General features: G+C 67.1%; 11 protein-coding genes. 2 read left to right on the top strand and 9 right to left on the bottom strand.

What is annotated here, in order from left to right; translation table 11 throughout:
- Positions 1-64: 64 nt before the first annotated feature.
- Genes clpB through dnaK form a run of 5 tightly spaced genes read right to left on the bottom strand, consistent with a single transcriptional unit; the run spans position 65 to position 6,356 of the window.
- A complete protein-coding gene (gene clpB / locus EV647_RS32605; RefSeq protein WP_134009827.1) occupies positions 65-2,698 on the bottom strand; it encodes an ATP-dependent chaperone ClpB in 2,634 nt (877 codons plus the stop codon).
- Positions 2,689-2,994: a chaperone modulator CbpM gene (locus EV647_RS32600; protein WP_134009825.1), complete on the bottom strand. Its 306-nt coding sequence runs from the start codon at positions 2,992-2,994 to the stop codon at positions 2,689-2,691. The genes clpB and EV647_RS32600 overlap by 10 nt, the downstream gene beginning before the upstream one ends.
- Positions 2,991-3,968, bottom strand: a complete 978-nt coding sequence (locus EV647_RS32595; RefSeq protein ID WP_134009823.1) for a DnaJ C-terminal domain-containing protein — start codon at positions 3,966-3,968, stop codon at positions 2,991-2,993. The genes EV647_RS32600 and EV647_RS32595 overlap by 4 nt, the downstream gene beginning before the upstream one ends.
- A 4-nt stretch (positions 3,969-3,972) precedes the next feature.
- Positions 3,973-4,476 carry a nucleotide exchange factor GrpE gene (locus tag EV647_RS32590; protein WP_134009821.1) on the bottom strand — a complete coding sequence of 168 codons (504 nt, stop codon included), beginning with the start codon at positions 4,474-4,476 and terminating at the stop codon, positions 3,973-3,975.
- Positions 4,476-6,356: a molecular chaperone DnaK gene (gene dnaK / locus EV647_RS32585; RefSeq protein WP_134009819.1), complete on the bottom strand. Its 1,881-nt coding sequence runs from the start codon at positions 6,354-6,356 to the stop codon at positions 4,476-4,478. Before dnaK ends, EV647_RS32590 begins: the two co-directional genes overlap by 1 nt.
- Positions 6,357-6,662: 306 nt before the next feature.
- On the opposite strand from dnaK, the gene EV647_RS32580 reads away from it, so the two are divergent.
- Positions 6,663-7,877, top strand: a complete 1,215-nt coding sequence (locus EV647_RS32580) for a CdaR family transcriptional regulator (RefSeq protein ID WP_134009817.1) — start codon at positions 6,663-6,665, stop codon at positions 7,875-7,877.
- 161 nt (positions 7,878-8,038) lie between these two features.
- Positions 8,039-10,354 (top strand): FdhF/YdeP family oxidoreductase, encoded by a 2,316-nt coding sequence (locus tag EV647_RS32575; protein WP_134009815.1) that lies wholly within the window; start codon positions 8,039-8,041, stop codon positions 10,352-10,354.
- 44 nt (positions 10,355-10,398) lie between these two features.
- On the opposite strand, the gene EV647_RS32570 is transcribed toward EV647_RS32575, so the two are convergent.
- The 4 genes from EV647_RS32570 to EV647_RS32555 all read right to left on the bottom strand — a co-directional run bounded on the left by EV647_RS32570 (position 10,399) and on the right by EV647_RS32555 (position 14,021).
- Complete coding sequence (locus EV647_RS32570) at positions 10,399-10,620, bottom strand: hypothetical protein (RefSeq protein ID WP_134009813.1); 222 nt, start codon at positions 10,618-10,620, stop codon at positions 10,399-10,401.
- A 246-nt stretch (positions 10,621-10,866) separates the two neighbouring features.
- Positions 10,867-11,844, bottom strand: a complete 978-nt coding sequence (locus EV647_RS32565) for a PD40 domain-containing protein (protein ID WP_134009811.1) — start codon at positions 11,842-11,844, stop codon at positions 10,867-10,869.
- Positions 11,841-13,115 (bottom strand): MFS transporter, encoded by a 1,275-nt coding sequence (locus tag EV647_RS32560; RefSeq protein ID WP_202876375.1) that lies wholly within the window; start codon positions 13,113-13,115, stop codon positions 11,841-11,843. The genes EV647_RS32565 and EV647_RS32560 overlap by 4 nt, the downstream gene beginning before the upstream one ends.
- A 54-nt stretch (positions 13,116-13,169) precedes the next feature.
- The gene (locus EV647_RS32555) at positions 13,170-14,021 is read right to left on the bottom strand and encodes an alkaline phosphatase family protein (protein ID WP_238177500.1); all 852 of its coding nucleotides are present in this window, start codon (positions 14,019-14,021) and stop codon (positions 13,170-13,172) included.
- Between the last annotated feature and the right edge of the window lie 293 nt (positions 14,022-14,314).

The raw sequence follows: 14,314 nt of genomic DNA, 5'->3' as shown, positions 1-14,314 counted from the left end.
CTTGGCGCAGGTCGTCGCAGACGATCGCCGTGTACTGGACGGGGAAGCTCCCTGTCGTTGTGGGTTACTCAGCCGCGGCTTGTGGTGGGTTCTGGACGTCGACAACGAGTTTCTGGCCGTCGAGCGAGACCTTGACGACAGCTCCGTCGACGACGTCGCCGGTGAGCAGTGCTCGGCCGACGCGGGTCTCGACCTCGCGGGCGATGAAGCGGCGCAGCGGGCGCGCGCCGTACACCGGGTCGAAGCCTTGTTCGGCGAGGAAACGCAGCGCGTCGTGGGTGACGTCGAGGGTCATCTGCTGGTCGGCGAGCCTGGTGCGCAGGTCGCCGAGCATCAGTTCGGCCACTTGCTCGATCTCGGGCAGCGTGAGCGGCGTGAACAGCACGATGTCGTCGACGCGGTTCAGGAACTCCGGCCGGAAATGATGCCGCAGATCGGCCATCACGGCGTCCCGGGCGTCCTCCTTGATCTGGCCGTCCGGCGTGACGCCGTCGAGCAGGTACGACGACCCGATGTTCGACGTCATGATGATCACGGTGTTACGGAAGTCGACCGTCCGTCCTTGCGCGTCGGTCAGCCGTCCGTCGTCGAGCACCTGCAGCAGCGTGTTGAAGACATCCGGGTGCGCCTTCTCGATCTCGTCGAACAACACGACCGAGTACGGCTTACGGCGTACCGCTTCGGTCAGCTGACCGCCTTCGTCGTACCCGACGTACCCGGGCGGCGCGCCGACCAGCCGACTGACCGTGTGCCGTTCCTGGTATTCGCTCATGTCGATCCGGACGATGTTGTCCTCGGAGTCGAACAACGCCGCCGCCAGCGCCTTGGCCAGCTCGGTCTTCCCGACGCCGGTCGGCCCGAGGAAGATGAACGACCCGATCGGCCGTCGCGGATCCTTGATCCCGGACCGGGCCCGGATGATCGCGTCGGCCACGACGTTGACGGCCTCGTCCTGGCCGATCACGCGTTCGTGCAGGATCTCGTCCAGCCTCAGCAGTTTCGCGCGTTCGCCCTCCTGCAACCGCGTGACCGGGATCCCCGTCCACCGGGACACGATCGAGGCGATCTCCTCGTCGGTGACCACCTCGCGCAGCAGCCGTCGGCCGCCTCCCTGTTTGGTGGCGAGCTGGTCCTCTTCGGCCAGCAGCCGCCGTTCCAGCTCGGGCAACTTGCCGTGCCGGAGTTCGGCCGCCTTGTTGAGGTCGTACTCGCGTTCGGCCTGGTCGGCGTCGTGGCGCAGTTGTTCGATCTGCCCGCGCAGGTCCTGGGTGCGGTGCACCACCTGGCGTTCGGATTCCCACTGTGCCCGCATCGCGTCTGACTCGGCGCGCAGGTCGGCGAGTTCCTTGCGCAGTTCCTCCAGCCGGGACTCACTGGCCGCGTCCTCTTCCTTGGAGAGCGCCGCGTCCTCGATCTCCAGCCGAGTGACTTTGCGGGTCAGTTCGTCGAGTTCGGCCGGCATCGAGTCGATCTCGGTCCGCAGCATCGCGCACGCCTCGTCCACCAGGTCGATCGCCTTGTCCGGCAGGAACCGGTCGGTGATGTAGCGATGACTCAGTACGACGGCGGCGACCAGCGCACCGTCCTGGATCTTCACGCCGTGGAAGACCTCGAGCCGTTCCCGCAGGCCGCGCAGGATCGAGATCGCGTCCTCGACCGACGGCTCGTCGACCACCACCGGCTGGAACCGGCGCTCCAGCGCCGCGTCCGGCTCGATGTGCTTGCGGTACTCGTCGAGCGTGGTCGCGCCGATCATGTGCAGTTCGCCGCGCGCAAGCATCGGCTTCAGCATGTTGCCCGCATCCATCGCGCCCTCGGTCGCGCCGGCGCCGACCACCGTGTGCAGCTCGTCGACGAACAACAAGATCCGTCCCTCGGCCGCCGCGACCTCGCTGAGCACCGCCTTCAGCCGCTCCTCGAACTCACCGCGGTACTTCGCTCCCGCCACCAGCGCCGCCAGATCGAGCGCAAACACCGCCCGATCCTTCAGTCCCTCCGGTACGTCGCCGTTCGCGATCCGCTGCGCCAGCCCCTCCACGATCGCGGTCTTCCCGACGCCCGGCTCACCGATCAGGACCGGGTTGTTCTTCGTCTTCCGCGACAGGATCTGGATCGTCCGCCGGATCTCCTGATCACGCCCGATCACCGGATCGAGCCGCCCAGTTCGGGCGTCGGCGACGAGTTCGCGGCCATACTTCTCCAACGCCTCGTAGGCCGCCTCCGGCATGGCCGACGTGACGCGCTGGTTCCCGCGAATTGCGGTCAGCGCCTGCAGGAACTTCTCCCGGGTCAGGCCCTGTTCGCGCGCCCGCCGTCCCGCTGCCGTCTCTGCGCCTTCGTCGAGCAGCGCCATCAGCAGGTGCTCGACCGAGACATACTCGTCCTTCAGCCGCTTCGCCTCGCGCTCGGCGGTGTCGAACACCTTCGACAGGCGCTGCGTGACGTACACCTGTCCCGGTTCGGCGCCGGGCCCCGTCACTTTGGGGCGCCGGCTGAGATCGGACTCGAGATCAGCGCGCAGCCGGTCCGGGTCGGTGCCGGACTGCGTGAGCAGCCGGGGAATCAGTCCGTCGGGCTGATCCAGCAGCGCCAGCAACAGATGCTCGCCGTCGACCTGCTGGTGCCCGAAACGCAGCGCCTTGGTCTGCGCGTCGTGCAAGGCTTCCTGCGACTTCTGCGTCAGGCGGTTCATGTCCATGATCGGCCTCCGGAATGTTTGGCACGAAGTGCTGATTCCTGGGCGGCGAGCCGGTCGAGCAGGTCGATCACCAGCCCGACCGCGGCGTAGTTGAGCGAGAACGCGGCCCGCAGCCGCTGGATGCGGGCCACGGCCGCGACATCGGCGTACGAGAACCAGAGTCGACCGGACACGTCCCGCGCGGGTTCGAGCAGTCCGAGGGCGACGAACCGCGCGACCAGATGCGGATGGACGCCGGTCAGCCGCGCGAACGCCTCCGGATCCAGCAGCAGCGGCCGGGCCAGTGCGTTACTCATCGCTGCCTCCTCGGGTCGAAGGTCGTGGCGGCGGCGAGCTGCTCGAACAGGTGCTGTTCCTCGTCGGAGAGCTTGTCGGGCATCACGATCCGGATCTCGGCGTACAGATCACCGGGCGCCCGTTTCGCCGGCAGGCCGCGGCCCTTCAACCGCAGGCGTTTCCCGCTCGACGTCCCGCCAGGGACACGGAGCTTCACCTCGCCGCCTGGCGTCTCGAGCGCGACACGCGCGCCGAGCGCGGCCTCGGAGGCGGACACCGGCAGGTCGACATAGATGTCGCGGCCTTCGACTCGGTACCGCTTGTCCGGGAGCAGCCTGACCACCATGTACAGGTCGCCCGCCGGCGCGTCGCCACTCCCCTGACCGCCCTGACCGGCCAGCCGGATCCGCTGACCGTCGATCACCCCGGCCGGGATCGAAACCTCGACCGTACGTTCGCCGTCAGGGCCGGAGATCGTCAGCCGCCGCTGCCCACCGTTGTAGGCCTCGGGGACGGTGAGCTCGAGCTCGACCTCCTGGTCGGCGCCCGGGATCGGTCCCCACTGCCGCCGCCCGCGGCCCCCGAACATGCCGCCGAGCAGGTCCTCCAGGTCCACGTCCCCGGCGCCGTCGCCCCAGCCCGGAGACCCGCTCCAGCCACCCCGGCTGCCGGTCGCCGCCGGGCCGTCCTGGCCTGACCACCACCCGCCGGGCGCACCACGACCGGCTCCGGCGCGTTGCGCTCTTGCCCACGCCTCCGGGTCGACATCGGGCGGGACCCTGCGGAAGTCGTCGCCGAACGCGTCGTACCGTTTCCGCTGGTCGGGGTCCGACAGTACGTCGTACGCCTCGGAGACCTGCTTGAACTTCTCCTCCGCGCCGGGGTCCTTGTTGATGTCCGGGTGGTACTGCCGGGCCAGCTTCCGGTACGACCGTTGCAGCTCGTCGGCCGTCGCATCGCGACCCACTCCGAGCAGTTCGTAGAAGTCGGCCATGGCACTACTGCTTCGCGACGACGACCGAGGCCGGCCGGAGGAGCTCGTCCGCGGTCCCGTATCCCGGCCGGACCACGGCGATCACCGTGCCGGGTTCGGCGTTCGGGTCGGCGATCGTGCTGACGGCCTCGTGCACGGCCGGGTCGAACGGCTCACCAACCGGGTCGAACCTCGGATACCCGAGCCGGCCCAGCGCCGCGACGGCCTGCGCGTGGACCGCCTTGATCCCTTCGACGACCGCCTCCGCGCCGCTGTCGGCGTGTTGCACAGCCAGCTCGAGGTTGTCGACGACCGGCAACCAGGTGGCCGCAGCCCGAGAACGCTCGGCGGACCGTTCCCGGTCCAGGTCGCGCTGGTACCGCTTCCGCAGGTTGTCCAGGTCAGCCGCCGTACGACGCAACTGATCGTCGAGACGAGCGATCTCCTCATCCTTGTCCGGCTCCTCGTCGACGACGGCTGCCGATTCTTCAGCTGAGGTGGCGGCCGTGTCCGACTGCTCGCCCGACATCAGTCGACCGTGAAGTCGGCGTCGATCACGTCGTCGTCCGCGGCCGAGTCCTGCTTACCGGACTGGCCGGGCGGCGGGCCATCTGGGGACCGGCTGGCCAGCAGGCCCTGGTACACCTGCTGCAACTCCTGCGTGAGCGGCCGCACCCGGTCGAGCCCAGCACCTTCCTTCACCGCCTGCCGCGCATCGGCCACCAACGTCTCCGCACGAGCCTTCTCGTGCACCGCGACCGTGTCGCCGAGCTCGGTCAGCCGGCGGTCGACCTGGTAGGCGACCGCGTCCAGCTCGTTGCGCGCGTCGACCTCCTCGCGCAGCCGGGTGTCCTCGGTCCGGTGCTGTTCGGCGTCCGCGACCATCCGGTCGACCTCGCCCGGATCCAGCGCCGAGCTCTCGGTGATCGTGATCCGCTGCTCGACCCCGGTGTCCTTGTCCTTCGCCGACACGTTCAGGATCCCGTTCGCGTCGATGTCGTACGTGACCTCGACCTGCGGCTCACCACGCCCCGCCGGCCGGATCCCCTCCAGCCGGAACCGTCCGATCACCCGGTTGTCCGCGGCCCGCTCCCGCTCGCCCTGCAGGACCACGATGTCGACCGCGTTCTGGTTGTCCTCCGCCGTACTGAAGGTCTCCGTCCGCCGCGCCGGGATCGTCGTGTTCCGTTCGATGACCTTCGTCATCATCCCGCCCAGCGTCTCCACACCCAGCGACAACGGCGTCACGTCGAGCAGCAGCACGTCCTTCAGCTCACCCTTGATGATCGCGGCCTGCGTCGCGGCGCCGATCGCGACCACCTCGTCCGGATTCACGGTCATGTTCGGGTCCTTGCCACCCGTCAACCGCCGGACCAGCTGCTGTACGGCGGGGATCCGCGTCGACCCGCCGACCAGGATCACCTCGTCGATGTCGTTCGCCGTCACCTTCGCGTCCGCCATCGCCTGCTGCACCGGCCCCAGGCATCGCTCCACCAGATCATGCGTGATCTCGTCGAACGTCGACCGCATCACGGTCACCACCAGATGCTTCGGACCCGTCGACGTCGCGGTCACGAACGGCAGGTTCACCTGCGTCTGCGACACCGACGACAGCTCGACCTTCGCCTTCTCGGCCGCCTCGAACAACCGCTGCAACGCCTGCGCGTCCTCCCGCAGATCTACCCCCTCGGTCTTCTTGAACTCGTCCGCCAGGTAGTCGACCAGCCGCCGGTCGAAGTCGTCACCACCCAGATGCCCGTCACCCGACGTCGACAACACCTCGACCACACCGTCACCGACCGTCAGAACGCTGACATCGAACGTGCCGCCACCCAGGTCGAACACCAGAACGGTCTCGTTCTCCTGCTTGTCCAGCCCGTACGCCAGCGCCGCCGCGGTCGGCTCGTTGATGATCCGCAGTACCTCCAGACCTGCGATCTTCCCGGCGTCCTTGGTCGCCTGCCGCTGCGTGTCGTTGAAGTACGCCGGAACCGTGATGACCGCCTCGGTCACCTTCTCCCCCAGGAACTTCGACGCGTCCTCGACGAGCTTGCGCAACACCAGCGCGGAGATCTCCTCCGGCGCGTACAGCTTCCCCCGTACGTCGAACCGCACCGACCCGTCCGGCCCCTCGACCACATCGAACGACACCGCGGTCATCTCACTCGTGACCTCGTCGTACCGCCGGCCGATGAACCGCTTCGCCGAGTAGATCGTGCCCTTCGGGTTCAGGATCGCCTGCCGCCGCGCGAGGTTACCCACCAAACGCTCACCGTCATCGGTGAACGCCACCACCGAGGGTGTGGTGCGGGATCCTTCGCTGTTCGGGATCACCGTGGGCTGGCCGCCTTCCACGACGGCGATCACCGAGTTGGTGGTGCCCAGGTCGATACCGACTGCCTTCGCCATGTCCGTCTCCGTCCGTCTCGGTCGTCCGCCGGCACGGTTCTTGTTGCCTCAGGCATCAGCCCGTGCCGGGATCCTCAGGCACGCTGGAACGCTACCGCCGGCCGGGCAAGCCGGCGGTAGATCGCAGTGGGATTTGTTCGACGTTACTGCTGCCGTTGTCCGGCGCGCCAGAAGTCGGCGTCGGTCAACTGCCGACACTGTGTTGGACCGGCCAACGGCCAACAACCCACTGTCGCGGGTCAATGCCTCCTGGCCGACGGTGTGCTGAGATAGCAGAAGAGCACGACCTGTCATGAGAGCGAGGACATGAGCGACAACCAACCGACCGACCTGGCTGATCTCGCCGCCTGGGCCGAGTCACAGTTGCCCCAACTCGCGGAGAACGCTTGCACCGCGATCCTGGCCCGAGTGCCCTTCTACCACGGTGGCGCGGTGGTATCGGTCGCCGACCTGCGCCGCTCGGTCGGCCATAACCTTCGGTTCCTGGTCAGCGCCCTCCGCGCGCCCGAGGAACCGCGCGATCTCGCCGCTCCACGAGACACCGGGCGTCGGCGCGCCCAGCAGTCTGCGCCGTTGCCCGAGGTACTCCAGGCGTACCGGATCTGCTTCGCGACCCTCTGGGATGCCCTGGTCGCGCACGCCCGCGAGAGCCGTGGCCAGTCAGCGGTTGACGCCCTACTGTCAGCAGCCAGTCTGATCTGGCAGTTCACCGACGAACACGCACTCGCGGTCACCGAGGCCTACCGCGCGGCAACCGCAGAGATCCTGCTCGCCCGCCAGCAGCGCCGGGGCGCGCTGGTCGAAGCTTTGCTCACTGGTCAACCAGGACCCGATGGTGGGCCTTGGGAGGCCGCATCGCTGCTCGGACTCCCACCAGGCGCGCAACTGATCGTCGTCGCCGCCGAAACCCGTGGCTTGGCCGAGGAGAGCCTGCCCGGGATCGAACGCCGACTGTCCGATCGTGGTGTGGTCTCCGGTTGGCGATTGACCCCTGCCCTACAGCTGGGGCTAGTGGCAGTCCCCCTCGAGCAGCAGGACCGAGTCCTGTCCACACTGCGCGAAACCGTGACGGCACGGACCGGAGTGAGTCCGCCGTACCCGTCGTTGTCGGACACCCCGCGAGCCCTGCACCTGGCACGTACGGCGCTCAGCGCAGTTCCGGCGGGTCGCGCCGAGGTGCGCCTGTTCGACCCCAGCCCGCTGGCCGCACTCCTGGCGTTGGACCCGGCTGAAGGACGGCGGATCACCCAGGCTGTCCTCGGAACCGTACTCGCATTGCCGTCCGACGACCGCGCCATCCTGCTGGAAACGCTCACCGCCTATCTGAATCACGACGGCTCGGCCGAGCACGCCGGCCGTGTGCTGCACTGCCATCCGAACACAGTTCGTTACCGGCTCCGTCGACTGCAAGAACTCACCGGACGTTCACTGTCGGACCCGAACGACGCCGCCGAACTGGCCGCAGCGTCGTACGCCGTTCAAATCAGCCCGGATGCAACCACCACCCACGGCCACAACTAACGAGCCGACGGCCGTCCGGACGGACACCGGATCGGAGAGCTGTCGCGAGGGACAACATCGTTCGTCGGCGTCCACAACGTCTCCTCCCGTCGCACCCTCGGGTGCAGACTCGTAACTAACCTCAAAGCAGTCCTGATCCGCGAGCAGGGAGCACGGTAGCGATGAGCGACGACACGGTGGACGACGTCCGCGCGGGCGGTGATGGACCGACGACCGACCGGGAGTGGTCGCAGAAGGACTACCACCACCCGGCCGCCGGCTGGGGTGCTGCGTTGTCGGTAGCTCGGGTGCTCGGCCGAGAACACACGGTTGTATCCGGAACCCGTGCCATGCTCACCATGAACCACGACAGCGGCGGATTCGACTGTCCCGGCTGCGCCTGGCCCGATGCCACCGACGGGCTGAAACTGGACATCTGCGAGAACGGCATCAAACACGTCTCCTGGGAGATGACTCCGAAGCGCGCCGGGCGCGAGTTCTTCGCCGAACACACCATGGCCGAGCTCGAGACCTGGACGAACTTCGCGTTGGAGGACGTCGGCCGGCTGACCGAACCGATGGTGTACGACGCTGCGACCGATCGCTACGCACCGATCGAATGGCAGGCGGCGTTCGAACTGATCGGCCAGAATCTCCGAGCCCTGGACAGTCCGGACCAAGCGGCGTTCTACACCTCCGGGCGGCTGAGCAACGAGGCCACGTTCCTCTACCAGTTGATGGCCCGCGAGTACGGCACCAACAATCTGCCGGACTGCTCGAACATGTGCCACGAGGCGTCCGGCCGCGCACTCCAGGCCGCACTGGGCACCGGGAAGGGCACGGCCGATCTCAAGGACTGGGAGTCCGCCGAGGCGCTGTTCATCATCGGCGTCAACGCGGCTTCGAACGCCCCGCGAATGCTGACCGCACTGTCCGACGCGTATCGTCGCGGGGCGCAGGTCGTGCACATCAATCCGCTGGTCGAGGCCGCGGCCCGGCGGACCATTGTGCCGCACGAGATCGTCGACATGGCCCTGTTCAAGTCCACACCGACGAGCACGCTGAATCTCCAGGTCCGGCCCGGGGGCGACCTCGCCCTACTCCGCGGAATTGCGAAGGCCGTGCTGGAGGAGCACCGGTCCGATCCGAAGGCGCTCGACGAAGTCTTCCTCGAGCGCCACACGCACGGCTTCGAAAAGTACCGCGAGCTGTGCGAAGCAACGGAATGGAGCGACCTCGAACGGCAGTCCGGCCTGTCCGAGACCGACATCCGGCGTGCGGCCGAGATCTACTCCCGGTCCAAGCGCACTCTGATCAGCTGGTGCCTCGGCGTCACCCAGCACGAGCACGGCGTCGACACCGTCCGCGAGATCGTCAACCTCCTACTGCTGCGCGGAAATCTAGGACGAGAAGGCGCCGGACCGTCGCCGGTACGCGGGCACAGCAACGTCCAAGGCAACCGCACCTGCGGGATCGACCACCGCCCCACGCCGCAGTTCCTCGACCGACTCGCCGAGGCCTGCAAGATCGAACCACCCCGCGAGCACGGCCTGGACACAGTCGACGTTGTCGCGGCCATGAACACCGGGACAGTCAAGGTCTTCGTCGGGATGGGCGGCAACTTCGCACTCGCCGCACCGGACACCGCCTTCACCGCTCAAGGGCTGCAGCAGTGCGACTTGACAGTCCACGTCAGCACCAAGCTCAATCGCAGCCACCTCACGCACGGGCGGCAGGCGCTTATCCTCCCGTGTCTCGGGCGGACCGAACTGGACATGCAGCAAGGTGGCCGACAATCCACCTCGGTCGAGGACTCGATGAGCATGGTGCATCTCTCCACGGGCAGGAAGCGCCCGGCCTCGCCGTACCTGCTGTCCGAACCTGCGATCATCGCGGGGATGGCCCGCGCCACGCTGCCCGAGAGCTCGACCCCGTGGGAGTGGTACGTCGACGACTACGACCGGATCCGAGATGTGATGGCCAAGGCGCTCGACGGATTCGAGGACTTCAACCGCAGAGTCCGCCGGCCGCTCGGTTTCCGCCTCCGCCAACCTGCACGGGAACTCGTCTTCCACACCCCGTCGGGACGAGCCGAGTTCTCCACCGCTGAGCTCCCCGACGTGATCCCCGCATCGGACGACGTACTGGTGCTGCAGACGATGCGCTCGCACGACCAGTGGAACACCACGATCTACTCCGACAACGACCGCTACCGCGGCGTGAAGAACCTGCGCACCCTGATCCTCATGAACGCCGACGACATGCGCGCCCGCGGAATCAGCGAAGGCGATCTGGTCGACATCACCGCGACCGCGCGAGACGGAACGACGCGCTCGCTGCATGAATACCGGGCATTGGCGTACGACGTACCTCGTGGCAGCGCTGCCGGCTACATGCCCGAGATGAACGTACTGGTCGCGCACAACGACTACAGCCGACAGAGCGATCAACCCTTGATGAAGAACATCATGGTCCGCGTCACCTCGTCAGGTCAGTGAACGCGACGGCGGACGAATTGTCCTGACGGACAGCTGCCTTTGGATCAGTCGCTTTCCAACGCCTCCGCGGCGCTCTTCAGATTCTGTAGGTCCGACTCAAGTGCTGTCGTCGCGGTCGGATCGAAGGACTGCTCCGCGGATTCGGCACCGAGCGCGTCGTCGGGTTCGCTGGCCTTCGCGGCGTCGAGTTCGTAGTCCGCATCCTCGGCCACAACACTCGGGTCGGTGGTGACGGCCTTGACCTCGTTACTCGGATCTCTCGTCATGTCATCAGGCTAATCGAGGGCCACCTCCCTGCGATTTGTAGCCTTGAACAACGCGATCTGTGCGTCCGGACAGACATCGTTTGAACGGTCACCTGCTCGTAACGCTTCCTGCTTGCTGGTCGTTTTGAACAGCGTCGGGGAAAGCTCGTCAGGGGCGGGGCTAAGCGGGGGCCCGCCCCTGGCGTTCCTCCCGGTTCGCGCGTGACCGTAGTCTCGCCAGCTGACCCCAAGCGGCCCGGGTCGCGATCAGCCGAGCGCGGCCGGGGATTCTGCGTGCGGGATGAGCAGACGTGGGCTGCCGGAGCCGTCGGCGGGAACCACCCGGACGTCCGAGTCGCCGGTGCCGCGCGGAATGGAGTAGCCGATGGTGTTCGCGTCCAGCCATGCGGGCTGGTCGTCCACGCTGCGGGCTTCGGCGAGCGGTGTTCTCGTGCCTGATGCCAGGTCGAGTACGGACAGTCGCCATCCCTTCGCGGGGTCCCCGTCGATCGCCGACTTGAAGGCGATGCGTGTTCCGTCGGGTGACAATGATGGGCATTCGACGTTCTTCGCGATGGTTCGCACTGTCTTTGCCGCGATGTCGCCTTCGACCAGGTATCGATTCCCGCCGGTGGACATCGTCGCGTAGAAGCGATTGTCGTCGGCGGCGAAGGTGATGCCCCAGAAGTTGAGGTCGGGAGCGGTGTAAGGGTGCCCGTCCAGCGTCACCGACAGGAATTCCAGCGAGTCGACCATATCGTCGGACCTCAGGTCGATCAGCCCGGCGCGGGTGGAGAAGCGGCCGTGGTTGTACGAGTCGCCCGCAACGAATACTGTCCAGGCCACCAGTCGCCCATCGCCGGACACCCGGGTCCGGTTCGGTACGCCGACCAGGGGAATCGCCTTCTCCACGTTCAGGTTCCGGTCCAGGATGGCGATCTGGAACGTGGTCAACGCACCGTCTTGTCGCAGGCAGGCGCCGGTGCCTCCGGCCGCGTACACCCGCAGACAGCCGAGTGCGGAAACCGAGCGCGGCCCGTCCGGATCGTCCTTCGCCACCAAGGCCAGGTGCCCCTTGCTGTCCGGTGCTGTGCTGCGGAACATGATCCGCGGCCCCACGAGGCTCAGCGCATTGGCCGCAGCCACCGTCGTGTGCTCGCGCGCGCTCGTGAGTACGCCGTACCCGACCGCGACCATGGCCAGCACAACGGCGCCGACCAGGGCGAGCACTATCCGCCGTGTCATGCCGGCTCCTCCTCGTCGGCGTCGGTGGACGGGATTCCGCGCAGGAGCAAAGCAACCGCGAACACCGCCACAGCAACCAGCACCGCAGCGATCCGTATCGCACTTGCCGGTCCCCACACCGTCCACGCCAACCCGAACAGCACCGACGACACCAGGTACGCCATCGCCTGCCCGGTCTGGATCAGCGCGATCCCCGTCGTACGTACTCCGGTAGGCAGTACCGGTCCGGCCAGAGCGATCAGTACGCCGTCCGTGGACGCGTAGAAGAGCCCGTACAGCGCCAGCACGACAACCAGCAGCGGCCAGCCACCGAACGGTCCGAACAGCAACAGGTAGACCAGCATCAGCGCGGTGTATCCGGCCAGCACGACCTTCTGCCGACCGATCTTGTCGGCGAGCACGCCCAGCGGCGTGGCGAGCAGCAGGTAGGAGAGATTGGTGCCGACAGCAAGTAACGGGAACCAGCCGACACTGAGGTCCTCCCGCCGCTGCAGCAACAGGTAGACGAAGCCGTCGCCGATGGTCACCATTCCAGCCAGGCACGCGGCCAGCACCAGCCGACGTACCGGCGCAATCCGCAGCAGACCGCCTAGCGATGAGAGCGCCACTGTGCCCTTCGACGGCTGTTCGCCGCCGCGGTCCCGCACGAACAGCACCAGCACGAGTACGCCGAACGCCGCAATGCAGAAGCTCGCCACGAACACCGCGTCGTACGCCTGAGCCGTCGCCGCCAGAATGCCCAACGCCACGAGCGGCCCGGCGAACGCTCCGACGGTGTCCATCATCCGATGCACACCGAACGCGCGGCCGTACAACTGCGGCGGCGTGGACAAGGTGATCAGTGCATCGCGCGGCGCCGTCCGCAGGCCCTTGCCGGTGCGGTCGATCGCGATCACCGCGCCGATCACGCCGACGGCGTTGCCCGCGGCCGGCAGGCCGAGTTTCGCCACCGCCGAGAACCCGTAGCCGAGTCCCGCGATGAACTTGCGCCGGCGTGTCCGGTCTGCGACGTACCCGCCGACCAGTCGCAACAGCGCCGTCGCGCCGGTGTAGGTGCCGTCGACCACGCCGTACACGGCAGGGCTCAGGTGCAGGCCGATCATCAGGTACACCGGCAGCACCGCGGTCACCATCTCGGAAGAGATGTCGGTGATCAGGCTGACCGCGCCGAGTGCGAATACGTTGCCGCTCACGAGGAACAGCGATCGTCGACGCGACGGGTGCGCGGCGTGCGGACGGTCGATCGAGGACAGGTACACGACGAGGATCACCTCCGTGGCGATGTCGGACCCCGCTCGCGGACGTGCCGGGAGCGGTGTCGATGATCAGTTCCAGACGTTGGTGATCTCCGCGGCCGAGTTCAGGTGCGTCAGCCCGTACGCGCTCTCGATGGTGCTCAGGACGTTGTAGTGGTTGATCTGGTTGGAGAAGGTGCCGACCTGGGTGTGCGCGCCGACGAACGCGGTGAAGATGTGGTTCGACGAACTGCCGTTGTCCTCGTCGAACGTGATGATCAGCAGGCTGTTGTGTGTCTTCGCCCAGGACGCGTACGCCGTCAGGTTGTTCTTCAGCCAGGTGTCACCCGTGCCGACCGAGCAGTCGTGCATGTCGTTGCACATGTTCGGGCTTACGAACGACACCGTCGGCAGACTGGCGTAGTTGGTCGAGCTCGGGAAGACGGAGTACCTCAGGTTGCTGGCCGCCGGTACGTTGCTGAAGTCGACCCAGCCGTTGTGCTTGCGCCGGTACGTGCCGCTCGAGCAACCGGTGTAGCCGTCGGACGGCATGCTCTCCGAGTAACCCTTGAAAGACTTGCCCGCGCCGATCAGCTGGTTGCCGAGATTGTTCCCGCTGAAGGTGTGCGGGCAGCTGTCGTCGGTGATGCCCTGCGTCTTTCCCGAGAAGATCGCCAGGTAGTTGGGCTCGCTGGGGTGCGTCACGCCGTACGCCTGCGTGAACTTCGCGCCCTGGCTCGCCAGGCTGTTGAACGTCGGGGCACTGGAGCTGCCGTTGATCTGCGAGTACGCGTGGTTCTCGAACATCACCAACACGATGTGGTCGAAGACCGGGACGCTGGTCGCCGCTTGCGCGGGGGACGAGCTACCGTGGACAACCGTCACCGAAGCGATGACGCCGGCCGCCGCACAGACCACGGCCGCGATGCGCTTGCGTATCACGATTCCTCCTCACACGATGGGCCGGCCCTGACTACGCATCAGAGCCGCGACCAATTCTGTGAGCCGACAGCCGCCCTGAGCCCAATACAGCGAGCACCCGAGATGTGCGCGAGGTAAACAAACCACGCTCACTCTCAGAAACATCCCCGTCGCACAGCGAGACACCACACGCAGCGCGGGCGAGGCTACCGAGCACGCCAAGCCGCACCGTCCTGCCGACCGAAGATCCGCGCGCCACCCTGTGGGACATCACCACTGCCTACCGGATCAGCCACTAGGCGCGGGTCAGTCAG

Origin of the sequence: Kribbella sp. VKM Ac-2566 (assembly GCF_004366005.1) — a bacterium.
In the GTDB taxonomy this organism is placed as follows: Bacteria; Actinomycetota; Actinomycetes; order Propionibacteriales; family Kribbellaceae; genus Kribbella; species Kribbella pratensis.
This window is presented reverse-complemented; position numbering and strand designations above follow the sequence as displayed.